At 68.2% G+C, this 19,729-nt stretch carries 12 protein-coding genes; 3 read left to right on the plus strand and 9 right to left on the minus strand.

Annotated elements, in window-relative coordinates; genetic code table 11:
• Nucleotides 1–35: 35 nt before the first annotated feature.
• Nucleotides 36–917 carry an SDR family oxidoreductase gene (locus ABD481_RS12195; protein WP_344665707.1) on the minus strand — a complete coding sequence of 294 codons (882 nt, stop codon included), beginning with the start codon at nt 915–917 and terminating at the stop codon, nt 36–38.
• Between the two features lie 89 nt (nt 918–1,006).
• Between ABD481_RS12195 and ABD481_RS12200 the strand changes: the two genes are divergently transcribed.
• Nucleotides 1,007–1,585 carry a TetR/AcrR family transcriptional regulator gene (locus tag ABD481_RS12200; RefSeq protein ID WP_344665708.1) on the plus strand — a complete coding sequence of 193 codons (579 nt, stop codon included), beginning with the start codon at nt 1,007–1,009 and terminating at the stop codon, nt 1,583–1,585.
• A gap of 101 nt (nt 1,586–1,686) precedes the next feature.
• Here ABD481_RS12200 and ABD481_RS12205 read toward each other — a convergent pair whose 3' ends face one another.
• From ABD481_RS12205 to ABD481_RS12215, 3 genes are all read right to left on the minus strand, one after another.
• Nucleotides 1,687–2,043, minus strand: a complete 357-nt coding sequence (locus ABD481_RS12205) for a hypothetical protein (RefSeq protein WP_344665709.1) — start codon at nt 2,041–2,043, stop codon at nt 1,687–1,689.
• 179 nt (nt 2,044–2,222) lie between these two features.
• Nucleotides 2,223–3,173, minus strand: a complete 951-nt coding sequence (locus tag ABD481_RS12210; protein WP_344665710.1) for a hypothetical protein — start codon at nt 3,171–3,173, stop codon at nt 2,223–2,225.
• Nucleotides 3,174–3,184: 11 nt separating this feature from the next.
• The gene (locus tag ABD481_RS12215) at nt 3,185–3,577 is read right to left on the minus strand and encodes a hypothetical protein (RefSeq protein ID WP_344665711.1); all 393 of its coding nucleotides are present in this window, start codon (nt 3,575–3,577) and stop codon (nt 3,185–3,187) included.
• 131 nt (nt 3,578–3,708) lie between these two features.
• Here ABD481_RS12215 and ABD481_RS12220 point away from each other — a divergent pair, with 131 nt between their 5' ends.
• Nucleotides 3,709–6,588 (plus strand): CHAT domain-containing protein, encoded by a 2,880-nt coding sequence (locus ABD481_RS12220; RefSeq protein ID WP_344665712.1) that lies wholly within the window; start codon nt 3,709–3,711, stop codon nt 6,586–6,588.
• A 17-nt stretch (nt 6,589–6,605) separates the two neighbouring features.
• Here the strand turns inward: ABD481_RS12220 and ABD481_RS12225 are convergent, their stop codons facing one another.
• From ABD481_RS12225 to ABD481_RS12235, 3 genes are all read right to left on the minus strand, one after another.
• Nucleotides 6,606–7,310, minus strand: a complete 705-nt coding sequence (locus ABD481_RS12225; RefSeq protein ID WP_344665746.1) for a cytidylate kinase family protein — start codon at nt 7,308–7,310, stop codon at nt 6,606–6,608.
• A gap of 82 nt (nt 7,311–7,392) precedes the next feature.
• Entirely contained in the window at nt 7,393–7,854 is a 462-nt protein-coding gene (locus ABD481_RS12230; protein WP_344665713.1) for a hypothetical protein, read from the minus strand.
• 315 nt (nt 7,855–8,169) lie between these two features.
• Nucleotides 8,170–10,323 carry a protein kinase domain-containing protein gene (locus ABD481_RS12235; RefSeq protein WP_344665714.1) on the minus strand — a complete coding sequence of 718 codons (2,154 nt, stop codon included), beginning with the start codon at nt 10,321–10,323 and terminating at the stop codon, nt 8,170–8,172.
• A 225-nt stretch (nt 10,324–10,548) separates the two neighbouring features.
• Between ABD481_RS12235 and ABD481_RS12240 the strand changes: the two genes are divergently transcribed.
• Nucleotides 10,549–14,094, plus strand: coding sequence for an NACHT domain-containing protein (locus ABD481_RS12240; protein ID WP_344665715.1), 3,546 nt, complete (start codon nt 10,549–10,551; stop codon nt 14,092–14,094).
• Here ABD481_RS12240 and ABD481_RS12245 read toward each other — a convergent pair.
• On the minus strand, nt 14,091–17,930 hold the full coding sequence (locus ABD481_RS12245) for an alpha/beta fold hydrolase (RefSeq protein ID WP_344665716.1): 3,840 nt from the start codon (nt 17,928–17,930) through the stop codon (nt 14,091–14,093). The genes ABD481_RS12240 and ABD481_RS12245 overlap by 4 nt on opposite strands.
• A 134-nt stretch (nt 17,931–18,064) precedes the next feature.
• Complete coding sequence (locus tag ABD481_RS12250) at nt 18,065–19,624, minus strand: ABC transporter substrate-binding protein (protein ID WP_344665717.1); 1,560 nt, start codon at nt 19,622–19,624, stop codon at nt 18,065–18,067.
• Nucleotides 19,625–19,729 lie beyond the last annotated feature (105 nt).

Raw genomic sequence — 19,729 nt, forward strand, 5'->3', positions numbered from 1 at the left:
GCGGCGGCCGAACGCTTCGTTGCGTGGGGGAGCTATCAGGCCTGAATGTTCTCCAGGTCCTCAAGGAGGCTCGGGTGCTTAGGCTCCCAGCCGAGGGCCTGCCGGGTGTGGACGCTGGAGGACGGCTGGTCGGTCGCGAAGATCTGGCCCAGGGTGCCGAAGCTCTCCGTCGGGACGGCCTCGACCGGCAGGTTCAGGCGGCTGCCGATGACGGTGGCGATGTCGCGCACCCGGTCTCCCTCGTCGGCCACCGCGTGCCACGAGGTACCCGCTTCCGCCTGCTCCAGGGCCAGGCGGAACAAGACAGCCGCGTCGAGAGCGTGCACGGCCGGCCAGCGCTGCTCCCCGTCACCGGGATAGCCGGACACGCCGCTGCGGCGCGCGATGGCGGTCAGCAGCCCGGCGAAGCCGCCGGTGCCGTTGTTGTGGACGGTGCGCGGCATGCGGACGGCCGTGCTGCGGACGCCGCGCGACGCCAGCTCCAGGGCCGCGGTGACCGAGCGGCCCCGGCCGCCGACCGGCCCGGCGGTCGACAGGGGATCGGCTTCGGTGGAGGCGCGGCCCGGGATGTAAGGCGTGCCGGCGACGGTGACCAGGGGACGGCCGCTGCCCGCCAGCGCCTCGCCCAGGGCCGCGAGCGCGGCGCTCTCCTCGGCGACGCCCTGGGCCAGGGCCTCGGGGCTGCTGAAGTCGTTGCTGAAGGCCAGGTGGATCACGCCGTCGGCGCGGGCCGCGCCGGCGCGCAGGACGTCGAGGTCGGCGAGGCTGCCGCGGAGCGGCTCGGCGCCGGCCTGCTCCGCGGCCTGCGCGGAAGCGTCGGAGCGGGTGAGCGCGAGGACGGTGTGGCCGTTGGCGAGCAGTTCGGCGACGACCGCGGAGCCGATCAGGCCGGTGCCGCCGGTGATGAAGACGTGCATGGGAGAGCCCTCCGCCAAGTGATGGGACCTTTGTCTCATCACCGTACCAGAAGTGATGGGACAAAGGTCCCATCGCGTAGGATGGGCCCATGGGGCGATGGGAACCAGGTGCGCGCGAGCGCCTCGTCGTGGCCGCCGTCGACCTGTTCACCGAGCAGGGGTACGACGCGACGACGGTCGCGCAGATCGTCGAGCGCGCCGGCGTCACCAAGAGCACGTTCTTCCGCTACTTCCCCGACAAGCGCGACCTGCTGATGGCCGGGCAGGAGACGCTGAGCCGACTGCTGGCCGAGGGGATCGCGGAGGCGCCCGAGGGGGCCACCCCGCTTACGGCGGTCGCCGCAGGACTCGAACGCGCGTCGGGGGCGATGGGCGAGTTCAATCGCGACCTAGCGCCGCGCCTGAGGGCCGCGGTGGCGGCCAGCGCCGAGCTGCAAGAGCGCGACGCCCTCAAGAGCGTCAGCCTCGGGGCGGCGATGACACAGGCTCTCGTCGCGCGCGGCGTCGCCGACGCGACGGCGGCGCTGGCGGGCGAACTGGGCGTTCTCGCTTTCAAGCGAGGCTTCGCCGCCTGGTCCGAAGGCGGCCGCGAGGCTGCGGACGACCTCTCCGTGCACACGTCGGCGGCTTTGGAGGAGCTGCGCGCGGCCAGCGCGTCGCTGGGCTGACGGCTATACAGCTGTGATGGCTATACAGCTGTGATGGCTATACAGCAATAACGGCCATGGCAGCAGTGACGGCTATGGCATCAGAAGCAGGCCACGTACGGTCAGGACACCACAGGCAGCACTGAAGCCCGACGCCGTCGCCGGCGCCGACCGGGCTGCTGCTCGAACCCGAGCGCCGCCCGGGCATCGCCCAAACACGTCCAGCGCGGATCCCTCGGCGGACACTCGGCCAGTGCCACCACCTGCGGCAGCGCGGCGGCGAGCCGCCACTGCACTCCGCACCGGCAGGCGATCTCGACGGCTCCCTCGCCGACCGCGATGAGCCAGTCAGTGATCCGATGGCACTGCGGGCACTCGACCAGTTCCCGGACCTCGCGGCCCTCCGCCTGCAAGTCGGTACGGATATAGGCCACATCGGCCACCCGCAACAACGTCGTCGATTCCCACGCGATGGACACGGTGCCTCCCGGGCCGGCTTCGTCGCCGTGGTCGTCCGTGTACCTCTTCGAACGACATGAGATTCGCACGTCGAGACGCCGTTGTCCACCCTCACGCCCCTTGACGTTCGATCCCTGATAACCCTGTACTGCGTCGGGGCGCGGGGTTGGTTTTCATCTGCGGCGGCGCAGCCTCGACGTCACACCTGCATCCCCGCCGTGGAAGCATGCTCATCCAGCTCCGGAAGTCGCGATTCGAGCAAGTCGCTGAGCGCATCTCCAACCTGTGTCGTCAGTATTCCGCTGTGGTCGATGCCCAGGGCGCGAGCCAGATCGCCAGTGTGCAGCCGCACGGTCGCCTCGATGAGCTGGGCATACGCCTCGGCGGCAGTACGAGACCGTTGCCGGGCCGTCATCGCGAGAAGCAAGCTGACAAGGGCCGCCGGCCACCAGATTGCGGTCAGCGGTGCATAAAGCACCGCCCAAGCGGCCAGGACGTATGCCGCGGTCATCTCCTGGCGGGCTGTCGAGATCTCGGACCGTTCGGTGTCGGGGAGCGTGAGCCAGAGGTGAGGCCACAGCAGCGCGGTTTCCAGATGATGGTCCCGTCGGAGGCGGACGGTGGCCGCGTCGATGCGGTCTCCGGTCCATGTCGGGCGGCTGGGGCGCTCGGGCGAGATGCGGTCGAGGGAGCGGCGGGCCTCGTGGAGTTCCTGCGGATCGTGCGGGCGGCGCAGGGCGCGGGCCCGGCCGGCCTCTTCGCGGCGTTGGTGGACGACGAGCCGAGCGGCGTCCCAACGCGTACGCCTGGCCGTAACACGCGCCGAAGCCAAGCGGCGCAAGGGCCCCGGCCAGCTGCTCCAGTCGGCCGCCAGGACCACGCGTTCGATGGCGGCGGCCAGTGTGCGGGCGGCGATGCCCGCGACGGCGGCCGCGGCCAGCACGGCGCAGAGCAGCACGATCTGGCCGCCGACCGTACGCACGGCCGGGTTGGCGGCCCAGGCGGTGACCTGGTGTGCCAGGCGCGGCAGATCGAAGGGACGCGTCTGGCCCAAGGTGAGCGCGGCCCGGATCGTGGCCAGGTAGAGGGCGCCGGGCAGGACCAGCAGGCTGAGCCAGCGCTCTGCGAGCTTCTCGCCGAGCCGGGCCAAGAACGCTCCCATTAGCCGACCGTGTCCCGGCGCAGCGGCTCGTCGCTGATCTTGCAGCGCGGTATGACGCCCGAGCTGGGCCATGCGAAACGAGCACAGGGATATTCGTTACGGGGACACAGGAACACCGCCTCCGGGCGGGCGTATCTGTCGACTCCCGCCGGGGTCAGGCCTCGAGCATGACCGTAGATACCCAAGGCGTCACCGGCGACACGAAGCGCTCGATGCAAGTCCTCCAGCGACGCGCGCGGGTCTTCGCCATTTTGCAGGGCGCTGATAACCACGTCGAGCACGCCGGCCGAGCCCTCGGCGGCCAGGACGGCACGCACCTGTTCCACGTATCTACACACGTAGTCCACGGCATCGGCAACCTGATCAGCCGACCGCTCCACCCCCTGCGCCATCCCACTCCTTTGCCATATCGTTCCTCACAGCGCGAGCGTCGCCCCGGATCCCGGGGCCGCGATGATCCACGCCCGGAAACCGTGATCGTATGCTGTCACAGGTGGCGCCGGGGGGCGTTCGAGGGGGATAGATGGAACCACTCTATGCAGTCTCGGCATGCCTGACCGAGGTCGCCAGTACTCTGAGTCTGGCGCCGGTACTCACGCGCGGCGCTGTCCGTGATGCCCAGCGGCTGGCCGCGGCTCTTGACGCCGGCCTTGTCGACGGAGCCCAGGCCCGGTATCTGCTCGGATGGTTCCACTGGTACCGCGCCCAATCTGTGCCAGAAGGCGAAGACCGGGAACTGCTGGATCAGGCTCTGGCTTATCTCCTCCACTACTTCATCATCGACGGCACTGAGGATGTCCCCGAGCCCTTGAGGTCGGAAATCGCCACAATGGCGATGCCGAGCGCGTACGCCCACCAGAGCCGCACTCTCGCGAGCCCCGATCCGCTGTCCGTCGACGTCGCCGTGGGCCTGTGGGACCGTATCGCCGAGGCGCTCGACGAGGATGACGGCATGAGGGTGTTCTGCCTGACCGGGCTGTGCACGATGTTGCAGATCCGGTGCCGGCTCAACGGCGATCCCGAGGATCTGGACGAAGCCGTTCGCGTGGGCCGCGAGGCGGTTGCCCTCAGCGGCCAAGCGGCTGAGGGCAGCGGAGTGCGCAGCGCTCAGGCGGCGGCGCTGTCCACGCTCGGCGCGGCGCTTCGTGACCGGTTCGGTTTCGCTGGCGCGCTGGGCGACCTCAACGAGGCCGTCGAGGCCAGCCGGCGAGCGGTGCGGACGGCCCGGCCGGACGACAACGATCTGGCGGGCTACCTGTCGAATCTGGGCACAGTGTTGATCGTCCGCTTCGAGCACGCGGAGGATTTGGCGGATCTGGACGAGGCGATTCTGGTCTGCGGCCAGGCCGTCGCTCTGACCGCCGATGGCGACCCTGATCGGGCCCCGAGGCTGTCGAATGTCAGCCTTGCGTTGCAACACCGTTTTCGGAGGACGCAGGATCCTGAGGATCTGGATGAGGCGATCACGTCCAGTCGGCAGGCTGTGCAGTCCACAGCTGAGGGCCATCGTGAGTGGATCACGCGCTTGGCAGTACTCGGCACCGCGCTGCGTCGTCGGTACGATCTCGTCGCTGACGCCGAAGACGGCGACGAGGCGGTTCTCGTCGCGGCGCGTGTCGTCGATGCCACTGACGAGCGCCAACCTGAGCGAGCGAGCCGTCTGTACGAGCTCGGCGTCTCGTTGGTGGCTCGATATAAGAAGTCTCATGCCCTCGACGACGTCCTCCAAGCGGCGGAAGCCTTCGCCGCCGCAGCAGCGGTCACCACTGCGCCGCCATCGACGCGCATCCGCAGTGCGAGTGTCGCCGCTTCGCTGATCGCGCCGCTGGACCCGTCGCGGGCGGCGGATCTTTTGGAGGGGGCTGTCCTTCTCCTGCCCGAAGTCGCCCCGCGCCGCCTCCTGCGCTCCGACAAACAGCGGGCCCTCAGTGGCTTCGCCGGCTTGGCCGGAGACGCAGCCGCCCAGGCGCTGTCCGACCCCGACGCGTCGCCGGCCCAGCGTGCTCAGCGCGCGATGTCCCTGCTGGAAGCGGGTCGTACCGTCCTGCTCGGCCAGATGCTCGACACCCGGGGCAGCTTGTCGGACCTGCACCCCGACCTCGCCGCCCGGTTCACCGCACTGCGCGACCGCCTTGACCGGGACGACGTCGCCGATTTCCCGTCCGCCTCGGCTTCCGACCCGTTCCGGGCGCCGGAGGATCGCGTTGATCTGGCCCGCGACCTCGCCGCGACACTCGCCGAAATCCGCCGCCAGGACGGCTTCGAGTCGTTCGGGCTGCCGCCCAGTCTCCAAGAGCTGATTCCCGAGGCAGCCCAGGGCCCCGTGGTCAGCTTCACTGTCAGCGCCCAGCGCGGCGACGCCATTCTGCTGACGGCTGATGGCGTCAACGTCCTGCCACTTCCCGGGCTGAGCCTTGAGGCCCTGAACGCCCGGGTCAGCGGCTTCCACAGCGCGCTCACCGCCACCACCGATCCCGAGCAGGACCGCGGGGCCGCGCAGGCTGTGCTGGCCGAGACCCTCGAATGGTTGTGGGACACGGTCGCCGAACCGGTCCTCAATGCCCTGGGATACCGCGCCGCGCCCGCAGCCGGTGCGGCGTGGCCCCGGGTCTGGTGGGCGCCCGGCGGGCTGCTCGGCCTGCTACCGCTGCACGCCGCAGGCCGCCACAGCGAGGACGGCGTGCGCGACGGGGGATCATCGGTCATGGACCGAGTTGTCTCCTCCTACACGCCCACCGTCCGCGCCCTGCGCCACGCCCGCAGGCGCCAAGCAACCGGCCCAGGCACGTCCAGCTCCCTGATCGTCGCCATGCCCACCACTCCTGGGCTTCCTGGCGATGGCCGACTTGCCCACGTGCCCGGCGAGGTCGCGGCTCTGCGCCGCCGGCTGCCGAACCCGCTGGTGCTCAACGATTCCATCGCGACCCGACCCTACGTCCTGAACCAGCTTCCCCTGCATGCGATCGCCCACTTCGCCTGCCACGGCAGCCACGACCCCGCCGACCCCTCCCAGAGCCGCCTCATCCTGCACGACCACCGCGAAGCCCCGCTCACGGTGGCGAGCCTGGCGCCGGTCAACCTGGACCACGCCCGCCTGGCCTACCTGTCCGCCTGCGACACTGCCCTGAGCACGGCCGCCGGACTACTCGACGAAGCCATCCACCTGACGTCCGCCTTCCAACTCGCCGGCTACGCCCATGTGGTGGGGACCCTGTGGGCCATCGACGACGAGATCGCAGTCGAGATCGCAGAGGACTTCTACACCGGTATCCACAACGAGAGCACCGGCGAGTTCGACTTCGCCTCGGCCGCCCACGCCCTGCACCGCGCCATACGTGTCCAGCGCGACCGCTACCCGCGGACACCTTCGTTGTGGGCCGCACACCTGCACGCTGGTGCATGACAACGGTCATCTATCGGTCAGCGCGTTCGGACTTCCCAGCTCGGCCGCTGGGGCCGGTCGTTATGGACGATGATGTCGGCGTGGTCGGTCGGACGCGCCGTCGCGGAGTAGAGCTGCTGAGCGGGGATATAGCGGTCGCGCCACGACCGCTCGATCTCGGCAGCCGCTCCAGCCGCTCCAGCCTCGGCAGCCGCTTCAGCCTGCACGGTCCCTCGGCGCCGGGCACGCTCCACCGTCTGTTCGAACGGAACGGAGACAAAGACGCGCAGCTCCCACCGATCGATCAGCTCCGGCCGCAGGAGGAAGACGCCGTCGAAGAGGAGAACCGCGTCCACGGCGACGGCGCGGACCGGAGGCGATAGCGGCGCGTCAGCGTCCCGGTCATAGACCGACGTTCGGATCCTCCGGTCTCCGCCTGGCCCCAGCGGATCGAGCAGAACCCGGCACAGCGCGCCACGGTCATGTGCGTCGAAGTAACAGCCTTCGGCCGAGTACTGTCCGCGTCGGTAGCGCTGCGCACGCGGAAACAGAAAGTCGTCGATGCACGCGCGAACAACATCGCGCCCCTCCGCGCGCAGAACAACAGCGAGCTCGTCCGCGAGCGTGGTCTTGCCGGCGGCGGGCGGCCCGTCGATAGCGACCCGCAGCGGATGAGCGGTCGTCGCGGAGGCGATCGCCTCGGCCAGCTGCTTGATGAGCTCACCACGGGTGCCCTGATCCATCATCGCCTCGCTTATGGCACGGGTGGGCTGCGGTCGTCGGGGACCCTCGGCCCGGACGCCCAATATAGCCAGCACGCCTGGTTCAGGTATGTGGTGGCGGATCGCTGTCGCGATGTCGGGCATAGGGCGGTGGAGCCGGCGTGAAGCCCGGACCGTCTGGCGTCTGGATGAGAAGCCAGCCGAAGGCATCGAGTGTGATGTCCGGGCGACCACCGAATTCGCGGAGCAGGTCAGGCACCCAACCGTCAGGCAGACGGGAGGCTGCATCACCGAAGATCTCGGCGGGAGACTGGCCCAGTTGCACGGCGACGAAGTGGTACACGGCGAGACCGACCATGACGTCACGCTCATCGCTGTCAGCACGGACCGCCTCGCCGATGGCAATGGCAAGGAGGGCGTCACGAAGCAATGAGACGGAACGCTGGCGCAGAGCCGCTGTCACCTGACGCCACCCGTAGCGCCTCAGCGCGATGCTGTCGCTGTCGATCAGGCAGCCGAGAAGATCTGCGGTGACTTTGCCCCTGGCCAGTTCAAGGATCTCCACGGCCGCCGAGTCTGGGCCAGACCGGGCGTTCGGGGGACTGGGCGGCATGCGTTCATCCTCGCAACAACCGCCACACGCGAACAGGTCCACGCTGCACCGAATCAGCCAACGACGACAGCATCACGATCTACTAAATGCGGCAGGTCGTTAGGCGGGTTTTGCTGGTCTATTGTCGCTCGTTGGCGTGAAGCTCCGCGTGTTGGCCGACTTGGTGCTGTCGGATTTCGAGCGGGAGACTGGGCCGGAGGGAGCCATAACGCTGATGCCCCACCACTACTGATGGGGCAGCGAAAGCTCCCATCCGTGGCGCGCGGCCTACCCAGTGGCCCTGGCCCAGCCGGTGCCAACCGCTGCCGTGGCCTTCGTGATCTGATCCTCGGTAGCCAGCTCGGGCGGGCCGGAGACGGCCGGCAGTGCGGCGAGCGCTGCGCTGTCGGCGGTTCCGGCGGCCTGCATCGCGGTGATCTCGACCGGATGCATGCCGGACTTGAGCCAGAGGTTCTGGCCGGTGGGGGAGTAGAGGAACTCCTCCCAGAGTCGGGCTGCGGCCGGGTGCGGCGCGGTGGCGTTGATCGCTTGGTTGTAGAAGCCGCCCAGTTGGGCGTCGGAGGGGATGAGGTACCTCCAGGTTCGGCCCTTGGCCTTCAGGGAGTTCGATGTAGAGGCCTGAATGTAGTCCCAGGTCAGGGTGATCGGCGTCTGTCCGCTCGCGATCGTGCTGATCGAGGCCGGGGTCGTGATGAGGACGCCGTCCTGCTTCAGCTTGCCGAAGAAGTCCAGGCCTGGTTGGACGTTGTCCAGGCTCCCGCCGTTGGCCAGGGCGGCGGCCAAGATGGTCGACAGGCCGACGTTCGATGTCGTCGGGTTTCCTTCGATCGCGACCATACCGCGGTATTTCGGGTCGTCCAGGGCCTTGATGCTGGTCGGTGGGTTCTGCACTCTGCTCGTGTCGTATCCGATGGCGATGTAGCCGCCGTAGTCGTTGACGTACGAGCCGTTCGGGTCCTTCTGCGCGGCCGGGATGCTGGACCAGGATGCGACCTGATACGGCGCGAACAGGTGATCGGCGCTGCCCGATACCGCGGCGGCCAGTCCGAGGTCCACCACATCCGGGGCCGTGGGCTGTCCTTGGCCTGTGCGGATGGCGTTGAGCTCGTCCTGGCTGGAGCCGTCCGGGTTGGCGGAGGTGATCTTGATGCCGTACTGGTCGGAGAAGGCCTTCTCGATGGCGGCGAAGTTCGCCCAGTCGGCGGGCAACGCGATGACGTTGAGTGAGCCCTCTGCTTTGGCGGCCGTGATCAGGGCGTCCTGGGTGCCGAACGCCGCGAGGCTGGTCGCCTTCGCGGCGTCGCTCTCGGGGATCGGATGCGCGGTTCCCGGGACGGACGAGCTGGTGCCGGCGCCCTGATGCGTTGACGGCGTCACCGGCGGGGTGGAACGCGGGGTCGAATTCGAACTCTTCCACGGTTGCCAGGCCACGACGATCGCCGCGCAGGCCACAACGGCGACTGCCGAGACTCCGATCGCGGTACGTCGGGATCTGTCGAGCGGGTTCGTGATCGTGATCGGCGGGACCGGCGTGCTCGGTGCGCTCAGGTTGATCGGCGCGACCGGCGCGCTCGGGCCGACCGGCGGCGCGATCCTGGCCGCGATGTCCTCCAGCGCGTCCATGACGGCTTCGGCGGTCGGCGGCCGCAGCGCCGGATCTTTGGCGAGCAGCCGCATCACCAGATCGTCCAGCGCCGGCGGGATCTGCGGACGGTATGTGCGAGTGCTCGTCGGAGCCACGGCGACGTGCTGGTGCAGGATGGCGATCCCGCTGTCGGCCCGGAACGGCGGGAAACCGGTCAGCAGGTGGTAGACCAGGCAGCCCAGCGCGTACAGGTCGGTGCGGCCGTCGACCGGCCGTCCCTCGATCTGTTCCGGCGCCATGTACGCCGGGGTGCCGAGCACCACACCGGCGGCGGTCAGGCCCGGCTGCGTCGGACCGCCGCCGACGAAGCGGGCGATTCCGAAGTCGCAGACCTTGACGGTGCCGTCGCCCAGCACTATCACGTTGCCCGGCTTCAGGTCGCGATGCACGATCATCGCCCGGTGGGCCGCCGACAGGGCTCGGCAGACCTGCGTGGCCACTGTGAGCACCTGAGGCAGCGGCAGGCCGTCCGGCGAGTGCTTCAAAACCGCCGCGAGGTCTTCCCCGTCGAGCAGCTCCATGACCAGGAACAGCACTTCGCCGTCCCGGCCGAAATCGAAGACGGTCGTGATCGCCGGGTGTTGCAGACCGGCAGCCATCCGAGCCTCGCGTCCGAAGCGTTCGACCTCCGTGTCAGGGCCCTGTATGGGCAGCACTTTCACCGCCACGGCCCGGCCGAGCACCGGATCGGTGCCGCGCCAGACCTCTCCCATCCCACCCCGGCCCAGCAGCGCCTCCACCCGGTAGCGGCCTGCCAGCACCTGACCTTGGTCCATCTTCTCCGCCCCTCGACCCCGCCCGCGGACCTTCCGACCTTATAGGAGGAATCCGAGCCCGATTTCGCCACAGCCATGCGAGTCCTGCCTGATCGCGCCGGCCCCCCCATCTTCCTGGACTGATACGCCATTCTCCGCCCCGAGCGCTTGTACGGTAGGCAGCACCATCGCAGAAGCCTGCCTGAGCACAGCTGCAAGCCCTGAAGGGCGAGCGTGGGAGGACGAATGGATCAGGCGCGGGTCGTGGAGGTGTGGGCTCCCGGCGTCAAGCGGGTCGGGAGCGGATACCTGCTGGCCGACGGTCTCGTGCTGACCTCGTACCACATCGTGCAGGGCCTTGAGCATGGAGCGAGGGTCGAGGTGCGGCCCCTGGAGGTGCCGCAGCGCACCGGCTGGCTTGCGACGACGCTGGCCTGGCCGGTCGAGGCGGTGGACATCACGGCGTTCCCGGAGCGGGATGCCGCGCTCTTGGTGATCGACCGCGAGGGCGCGGCCGGGCCGTTCGTGGGATCGGTGCGCTTCGGCCTGGTCACCGGCCAGAACCGGATCCCTTGTCAGGGGCTTGGTTTCCCCGACGCGGAGAGGCGCCCGGACCGGCAGCGCGACACCATGGCCGTGCGCGGCCATGTGGACGCCTTGCAGGCGCGCAAGTCGGGCCTGATGACAGTGCACGTGGACGAGGGCATCGTGCCCCGCAGCCTGGACGGCGGTTCGGGGTGGGCCGGCGCCTCCGGAACCGCGATGTTCTGCAAGTCCCTCCTGGTGGGGATCCTGGCGACCGACCACGCCGTCGCAAACGATGCCAGCGTCCTGCGGGCGGTCCCTGTCTCAGCCCTCGTCGACCTGCCCGGCTTCCGTGAGATCCTCGCCGCCCACCAGGTGCATCCGCGGCTGGAACACGCCAGCCCGGCCGCCCAATGGCTGTCGGCCTACTTGGCCGTCGCCCACCGCGCCGCCACCGAGCACCCCTATGCCGGTGTCCTGCCCGGCACCACGCCGCCGCTGGCCGCCGTCTACTTGCACCAGCAGATCCACCGCCTGGACGGCGCCGACGAGCCCGCTGTCCTCGACGGCCCGGTCGCGGCGGTGGGCGGACGTGCGGACGAGGTCCTGGCCGATCCGCCGACCTGCCTCATCATGGCCGGTCCCGGCGGTGGCAAGTCCAGCCTGCTGCGGACCCGCCTCGCCGAGGGCGTCAAGCGCTGGCAGGACGGCCAAGCCGAGGAACTGCTTCCGGTCCTGACCCACGCCTCGGAGTTCGCCGAGCGGACTCTGGTCGGCGCACTCCTGGCGGGCAATTCCGATCTCGGTGTGACTGGCGAGCCCTCGGAGGCGTTCTTCCGCAGCCCGCCTCGCCCTGGTGCGCGCTGGCTCGTGCTCCTCGACGGCTTGGACGAGGTCGCCGATCCCGCCCAGCGTAAGAAGATCCTGCACAAGGTGGCCGTCATCACCACCGGCGAGTACGCCCACCTGTACCGGATCGTCATCGCCACCCGTCCCTTGCCCGACAGCGAACTGGACATCCTCGGCCCAGGCGTGCCCCGCTACGATCTTCAGCCCTTCAAGTCCGGAGATCTGGAGACTATTGCCCGCGCTTGGTTCAGCGCCGCCGCCCTGGCGGATCCCGAGAGCACCGCCAAGCGCTTCGTCCAAGCGCTGAACGCCAGCCGGTTGGCAGACCTCGCCCGGGTCCCGCTGATGTCCGCGATGCTCTGCCAGCTCCACACTGCCGCAGTCCGCCAGGGCCGGCCTGACCAGCCCTTGCCACCTCACCGCGGCCAGATCTACCGGGACTTCATCGACCTGCTCCGCAAGGTCCCGCCGGTCACGCCCGCGGCACGCTACCCGGGGCTGGAACGCAATCCCGAGGCATACTCCTCAGCAGACAGGACACTGACACACCTCCGGGGCCTGATCGCCTACCTCGCGTTCCGACGCCAAACCGGAGACACCCGCTCCGCACTCACCATCCTCGAATCCCAGCCGACGGCTCGATGCCCCGAGGGAGTCAGAGCCGACAACTGGCGTGCCTTCCTGGGCGCCTCGCTACGTCGCAGCGGCCTCCTCACTGAACGAGGCGGCGACTTCACGTTCCTCCACCAGACACTCCAGGAACACCTCGCTGCCCAGCACTTCATGAGCAGCGTCAGAACAAGCTGGCCACCGCCCGGCGCCACCGTCTCCTATACGGGGTTCCTCATCGACGCAGCACACGAGAAGGCTCCCGTCGAAGGAATCGAGTACCTCCGAAGCCAGACGCAGCAAGGGCTTCCCGGCCTTGAGGCGATTGCCACGCTCTACGAACTGCGCACCACCATCCCCGATGAGATCCTCCGAACGACGAACAGACAGCTGCACGTCATCACCTCCGATCCCAACGGCTTCAGCCGCGTACGAGCGGCCCAGGCGCTGGCCAAGATGGGGGATCCCGGTGCGAGTGAAGTCCTGCACGCCTTCGCCACAGACGCCCTCCTCGAAAGCCGCGCCCGCGTGCAGGCAGCGCGAGCCCTTGCGGAGATGGGCGACTCCCGCGCGAGCAGCCTCCTGACAGAACTTGTCCGAGACCCGTCCCTGCACTACCTCGATCGGCAACAGGCGGTTGCGGCCCTGGCCGAGACTGGTGGACCTGGCACGGATGACTTCCTGCACACCCTCGCCGAGGAGACCACCGTCCCCGGTACTGTCCGAATGGCGGCAGTGCAGGCCTTGGCCGATGCGGCTGATCCACGGGTGAACGATCTCCTGGTGGCCTTCACTCGCGGGACAACCCTTACCAAGGGCATCCGTGCACAGGCCGCCGAAATGCTGGGCAAGGCGGGCAATTCACGTGCGGGCGATCTCCTGTACGCCTTCGCCCAAGACCCGGCCCTCAGCATGTCTGGCCGCCAACAGGCGATCTGGGCGCTTGCCGGTCTGGGCGATCCGCGCGGGAGCGACCTCCTGCACGTCTATGCCCAGGACGTCTCCCTCGATATCCGTGTCCGTATACGCGCAGCACGAACCTTGGCCGAGGCAAGCGATTCCCGGGTGGGCGACATCCTGATGGGACTCGCCCAAGACGCCGCCCTTGCCCGTGTCGATCGCGTGCAGGCAGCCCAATTGCTGGCCCGGACGAGCGACTCCCGTGCGGGTGACTTCCTGCATGGCCTTGCCCGGGACTCGTCCCTGCACTACCTTGACCGGCAGCAAGTGGTCGCGGCCCTGGCCGAGACCAGTGGATCTGGCACACGTGACTTCTTGTACTCCCTAGCCCAAGACACCACCGTGCCCAGTACTGTCCGAGCGGCTGCGGCGAGCGGACTCGCCGAGGCCGGCGACCCCCGCGCACGCGACCTGCTGGCAGGTCTCGCGCGCGGGACCACCCTCAGCAAGGGTGCCCGTTCGCAGGCAGCTGAGGCGCTGGCCAAGGCAGGCGACCCCCGTGCAGCTGATCTCCTGCACGCCTTCGCCCAGGATCCCGCCTTCGGCGACGCCAGCCGAGTACGGGCCGCCCAGACGCTGGCAGAATCGGTCGATCCCCGCGCAGGCGACCTGCTGGCAAGCCTGGCCCGAGACACCACCCTCGCCTACTACTACCAGTCGCAGGCAAACCAGATTCTGGCCGAGGCCGGCGATCCTCGTGCCATGGAGCCCAACGATGACTACGGTGCGCCGGCGATTCCATGGCAAGCCCCTGAGTTCGACCGTCCTCAGCTCGGCGGCATGGTGTCCGAAGGAATCAATCGTCTTCTGAAGACTTTTCGCCGAGGTCGCGGCACGCCACACGGCTAGTCCGGCGAAGACGATGGGGCGGTCGTCGACAACGAGGTGATCACCGATTTCACAGTCCACGGCGGCGACGGCGAACCGTCGGGTTCGTACCCGTAAAGTACAAAGCCGTCTGGAGAGGCTCCTGTGCTGATGTGCCGGGGCGCAGGGTCAACAGCCACGGGCTCGGCGCCGGCCTCACGCAGCTCATAAAACAGCTGCATCGCCGAGAAGGGATCATTGGGATCGGCGTGTGCGGCAGGGTCACGGGCCAACAATCTCTCAACCGCCCGCGCATCTCCGGCCATCCGCAGCTCTCGCAGCAAGTCCGCGACGCCCGGTCCGCCGAGGTCGGCGTGCCCGGCGGGGTCGCGGGCCAATAGCCTCGCGATCGCCGGCTCATTCCCGGCCGCCCGTAGCTCGGTCAGGAGGTCCCCGACCATCAGTGGGCTCGTGATGTCCACATGTGAGGCCGGGTCACGAGCCAACAAGGCTGTCACAGCACGCTGATCGCCGACTTCTCGCAGGACCAGCAACAGATATCCGACCCCCGAAGCTGCTATATCAACATGCGCAGCCGGGTCGCGGGCCAACAGGATCTCGACTCCCCGCTCGTCCTCAGCAGCCCACAACGCTGCCAATAGCGCACCGACCATCAGCGGATCGTCGATGGCTGCGTGGACGGCCGGCTCACGAGCCAGCAGCGCTGCCACCGCCTGCTTGTTCCCCACCTCTTGCAGAATCCGCAGCAGGCTCGCAACTGCTCCGGGGTCCACAAGGTCTACCTGGGCAATGGCACGTCCAGTGAGAACAGCGCACGCGTGCTCAGCACCTGCGGATGAAAGGACACGCAGCGCAGTTCCGACCGCGTTCGAGTCAGTAGGGCTGACCTCGGCCGCGGCACGGTCGGCGACCGCGGCGAACGCCTGCTCGGCTCCGAACTCCCGCAGCGTTTGCAGCAGTTCCCCGAACGCGTGAGGGCTGGTGAAGTGAACCCGGGCCGTGATGCTCTCGGCCATCTGGACCACCGCCTGCTCGGCCCCCTGTTCCCAGAGCATTCGCAGCAGATCGTCGACCGCACGAGCGTCCTCAAGATCGGCGAAGGCAGCTGCGTTGCCTTCCATCATCGCAGCGACTGCCTCGTCCGCTCCCGTCTCCAGAAGCGCAGGTAGCACGATGTCTATCGGTTCAGGGTTCTCCAGAAGTGCGTAGGCAGCCGGCTCGCGGGCCAAGAGCGCCATCATCGCTTGATCAGCACCCCATGCCTGGAACTCCCTTAGCAAGGACCCCGTCATCTCGTCCGAGCTGAGGACGACGCGCGCACCCGGGTTACGGGCCAGCAGTGTCCCGGCCGCCTGCTTGGCCCCGCATACCCGGAACTCCCGCAACAAGATCTCCACCGTGAGTGTGTTTGTAATGTCGGCACACACCGCAGCACGGATAGCCAGCATCGCAAAAGCCTGATCGACGCTCGCGGACCGCATTTCCCGCAGCAGCCGCCCGATCGCCATCACATCGTCGAGCTCGACCTGAGCCGCCGTGCGGTCGGCCAAGGCCACAAGTGCTTGCTCGGCTTGGACTTCCCGTAGTACCCAAAGCAGTTCGCAAACCGGATACGCATGGGTTACGTCGGCATGAGCCGCCGGGTCGCGAGCCAGCAGCACCGTGAATGCCTTGTCATCACCGAGTTCCCGCAGGGCATACAGGAGATATCCCACTGCGCTGGCGTCGCCGAGGTGGATGTGAGTAGCCGGGTCACGGGCCAACAGCATTGCAACCGCCGGTGCGGCTCCCCTTGCCCGCAAAACCCTCAGCAGGTTTGAGACAGCCCACGCGTTGGTGATTGTCACATTGGCGACGCTGAAGCTGGCGCCGTAGTAGTCGGGGTCGAGAACGGCGTCCAGCTCGGCCAGACGAGTGGTCGGGTGCCCCGAGGCCACGGCTTTGTGCCACAGCCGGACCGCCGTCGTGCGGAGGCCCTGCTTCCAGGCAGCCTGGGCAAGACGGTCCTGGTCGCCGCCATCGACGGTGTGATCGACCAGAGCAGTCCACAAACCCGGAGCGACCGCATTTGTGGCACGCGATTGGCGGGTCTGCTGGTCCAGGTAATCGGCAGGCTCATACGCTGCTGAAGCGCCGCTCTGCGAGCGTACGGCGATCATCGCGGTCAGAGTACTGCGAATATCGGTACGGCTTCCGTCCTCCCGACGTCCCTCAGTCAGGGCCTGCAAATCGCGTTCGGCCCAATCCGGATCGGACGAACGGTGCCGTGGCGACAAACCACTGTCCGCGGCCTGGGCCAACAGCGCTGCTGGTAGCGGTCCATGATGGCCCAGACGACGCGCGTCAAGGGCTGCGGTGACCAGGGCATGCTCACTGACCGTGAATGGGGGGCCGCCCTGATTGCCGTCAAGATAGGCGGCCACCAGTTCAGGGCCGCCGGACAAGTGCTGGATGACGTGCCCGTCAGAGCTTCCGGCCGTGAGCGCATGCCGCAAGCGAGCATCACCCTCGGTGAACGCCAAGGTTCGCCAGGCATCGAGATCATCGGAAGCCAGGTGCGTCGGCACATTGATCCGGACCGCTGATGCCGGATGCGTCAACAGTGCCCTGACCTGTCCATAGGCATCGTGCGTGGTGGTCGGAGCAGTCAGCTCCGCCCAATAAGGGCTGGACCACAGCGTAGCCACGGCAGCGATCCCGGATGTCGCGGACAGCAGCGCGCGAAGCGAGCCTGCGGCCTCGGATCCCTCGGGGCCGTACAGGAAGCGCTGAGCCTCGTTCAGCCAGAGAACGCTGCCCGGCTGCACCTGGCCGCTTTCCACCACAGCCGATAAGTCTCTCGCCCCCACAGGGCGCAGCAGCGGAGCATGCGGGGCGATTTCGATCAGAGCCTCGTACAACGCGCGGGTCTTGCCAGTGGAGGAGTCTCCCGTGAGTATCACCAGCCGTGATTGCCCACCAGCCATGATCTGGCTGAGCACGGTACGAAGCTGTCGATCGTGAGCCCGTACCAGATATGCGGTCAACTCCGGCACCTGCCCAAGCGTCTCCGCTTCCGGGTCAGAGGCGTTGTGGATCTCCAGGTTGGCCGGCGTAAGAGTAGATATAGATACTGTGCTCGGCGCTACTGACGCATCAGGGCCCTTGGAAACCGCAGCTTCCATCAACAGCCGGCGCACAGTCGTGTAGGTGCGGTGTTGAGGAGAGTCGGGTCTGGCGACGGAGAAGTGGTCCCCGGGCAGCGCTGCGGCATCCGGGAAGCCGGCGTGCGCCGAAGCCCGAGTGACGACGCCGTCCTGTTCCGCCGCGTACACCGAGAACGGGATCCGGCATGACCGCTGAGTCGGAACGCTTGCGGCGGCAACGATGTCTCGCGCCACTACCCGAAACGTGTCGCCGACCAGCTCGTTGAACGGACGCAGCTCAGCCTCCTGCGAATTGCCGCGCACGAGTCTGCGCCGAGCGGGCATCAGCAGATCCGAGCCGGTGTTCGGGGTTGCGAGCAGCACAACGCGCTTGATCCTGGCCAGCTCCAGGCCCCGACCCGCAGCCAACATCTGCACAAGGCACCGCTGGATCACCAGACCGCCCTGCGAGTGCCCGACCAGAACCAGGGACTCGAAGTTTCCAGCCTCGGTGTCCAGGTACTCCCGCAGGCTGTCCGCCGCGGTCGAGATCGACGGGATCACCCGAGACGGCTTCCACGACGACCGCCAGACGCCAGTTGCGTACTCGAACCGAGGCACCGGCTCGCACACCGTCCCGGACAACTCCGCATCGCCGGCCATCACAGATGCGAACGCATCCCACATGCGAGCCGAGGAACGCACTCCGTGCACGAACACCACACCCAGCATCCGCACCCTCGTACTTCCAGCAAGCCATCAGTCGGCGTGGACCCGAGTCCGGGTCAACCAGGCTACTGCCGTCCATTTCGTATCGGCCACTCGCGGCCTTTTCCGCAGAGTCCTGGCACGCACGGACTCGGCGCCTACTGCGTCATGTAGATGCTGGGAGTCGGGGACGCCCACGGAGGTGCCGCCGGGATGGCGATGACTGGCAGCGGTCTCCCGCCGGGGTCGCTGCTGGCTGCGGGGTCGTCGGCACGGTAGTAGTAGCTCAGGTCGCCGCTGGCGGATGGCACTACGTACTGGTTGTTCATGTTCAGTACTTCGTTGAACACGTCGGCCGCCTTGGGTTGCAGGCCGCGGCCTGAGCCGGCCTGGGCGGCGAGGCGGACGGCGCGGGCGGCCACGAGCACGGAGTCGTGAGTGGCGATGGCGCCGCCGTCGGAGAGGTCGGCGTCGGGGAAGCCGAGTTTGCGGAAGGTGGTGGCGAAGTCGGCGAAGTGCTGTGGGGTGCCCGGGGCGCCGGCGAGCCAGCCTGTCGCGTCGGCCAGGGTCGCATAGACCATGGTGATGCCCTTGGCCTTCATCGCCGCCTCTTGCTCGCGGATCTTGCCGAGGTTGGATCCGGCCGTGGCGATGACGATCGGGGTCTGGGCGCAGACCCGGGTCTCCAGCGCGTCGATGAAGCTGGTCAGGTCGACGCTGCGGCCGGCGTAGAAGACCACGTCGGGCTTGACGGCGCAGATGTTCGAGGTGATGGCCGCGAACAAGTCCGGCGTCGCTTCGGCCGGGTCCGACACGCCGACGAAGCTCTGCGGAGCGGCCGTGAGCAGCTTGGAGAAGCTCTTTTGGAGGTCGTCGCGCAGCGACTTGGTGAACAGGTCGACCGAGCTGGCGTTGTCGGAGTTGCTGTCGAACACCATGATCCCCGACGCCTTCGCGGTGGTGGTCAGGGGTCTGAGGTAATCGGCGAGGCTGGCCACGTTCTGCCGGTTCGAGGCGGTGATCCGAATGAACCCCGGGATGGTGGCGAAGTTCAGCTGGTCCGCGCTGTCGATCGCGGAGACGGTGGCGATGTGCTGGCGGGCCAGCTCCTGGGCACCGAGCTCGGTCTGGATGGTGCTCACCCCCAGCCCGGCCACGGCGACCAGGGGCGCCGGGTCCGACTTCATCGCCTCCAGCTGCCGCACCACCTGCGGCCACTGGTCCTCGTGGCTGCCCTCGTTGGCCAGCACCAGCCGGATCAGCGGACGCTCGTCCCCGATCACGGGCGGAAGGTGGTTCGCGCGGTACTGCGCGGTGTAGGCGCCCTCGATCTGGTTCCGCACCTGGGGGGCGTCCAGGGCGCTGGTGGCCGACGCGGTGATGGGGTTGAGCAGGGCGATGGTCACGACAGGCTGTCCGCTGTTGATCGCGGCGGCGTTCTCGCTTGCGATCAGCGCCTCGATCGGGGCCAGGTCGTCGGAGAAGTGATAGGTGGAACCGTCGGTGACACCGACGCATTCACCGGCGACGAGGCTGAGCCCTGACTTCGATCCGCCGCAGGCGGACGAATCGCTCCGGGTCAGGGCGACGACGCCGAAGGCGGCCCCGGCGAGCACCACCGCCGCGCCGCCGGCGATGAGCCCACGGATGCGCCACTTCCGCAATTCGCCGCGCCGAGTGGTGGGGCGGATTATCTTGACGGGCTTGGGATCTGCCATCGGTTCCCTGCTCCTCGACGGTCCTCGACTGTCTTCAACTGTCCTTGGCTGTCCTTGGCTGTCCTGGGCTGTCTGTCCTGGCGGCATGGGCACGCCGGTCCTCTC

This window comes from Catenulispora yoronensis (genome assembly GCF_039531695.1).
In the GTDB taxonomy this organism is placed as follows: domain Bacteria; phylum Actinomycetota; class Actinomycetes; order Streptomycetales; family Catenulisporaceae; genus Catenulispora; species Catenulispora yoronensis.

Bases quoted from the DNA above. Each gene is read 5' to 3' on its own strand.
- ABD481_RS12195 (WP_344665707.1), bottom strand. From the start codon at position 917: ATGCACGTCTTCATCACCGGCGGCACCGGCCTGATCGGCTCCGCGGTC.
- ABD481_RS12200 (WP_344665708.1), top strand. From the start codon at position 1,007: ATGGGGCGATGGGAACCAGGTGCGCGCGAGCGCCTCGTCGTGGCCGCC.
- ABD481_RS12215 (WP_344665711.1), bottom strand. From the start codon at position 3,577: ATGGCGCAGGGGGTGGAGCGGTCGGCTGATCAGGTTGCCGATGCCGTG.
- ABD481_RS12220 (WP_344665712.1), top strand. From the start codon at position 3,709: ATGGAACCACTCTATGCAGTCTCGGCATGCCTGACCGAGGTCGCCAGT.
- ABD481_RS12225 (WP_344665746.1), bottom strand. From the start codon at position 7,310: ATGGATCAGGGCACCCGTGGTGAGCTCATCAAGCAGCTGGCCGAGGCG.
- ABD481_RS12235 (WP_344665714.1), bottom strand. From the start codon at position 10,323: ATGGACCAAGGTCAGGTGCTGGCAGGCCGCTACCGGGTGGAGGCGCTG.
- ABD481_RS12240 (WP_344665715.1), top strand. From the start codon at position 10,549: ATGGATCAGGCGCGGGTCGTGGAGGTGTGGGCTCCCGGCGTCAAGCGG.
- ABD481_RS12245 (WP_344665716.1), bottom strand. From the start codon at position 17,930: ATGCTGGGTGTGGTGTTCGTGCACGGAGTGCGTTCCTCGGCTCGCATG.
- ABD481_RS12250 (WP_344665717.1), bottom strand. From the start codon at position 19,624: ATGGCAGATCCCAAGCCCGTCAAGATAATCCGCCCCACCACTCGGCGC.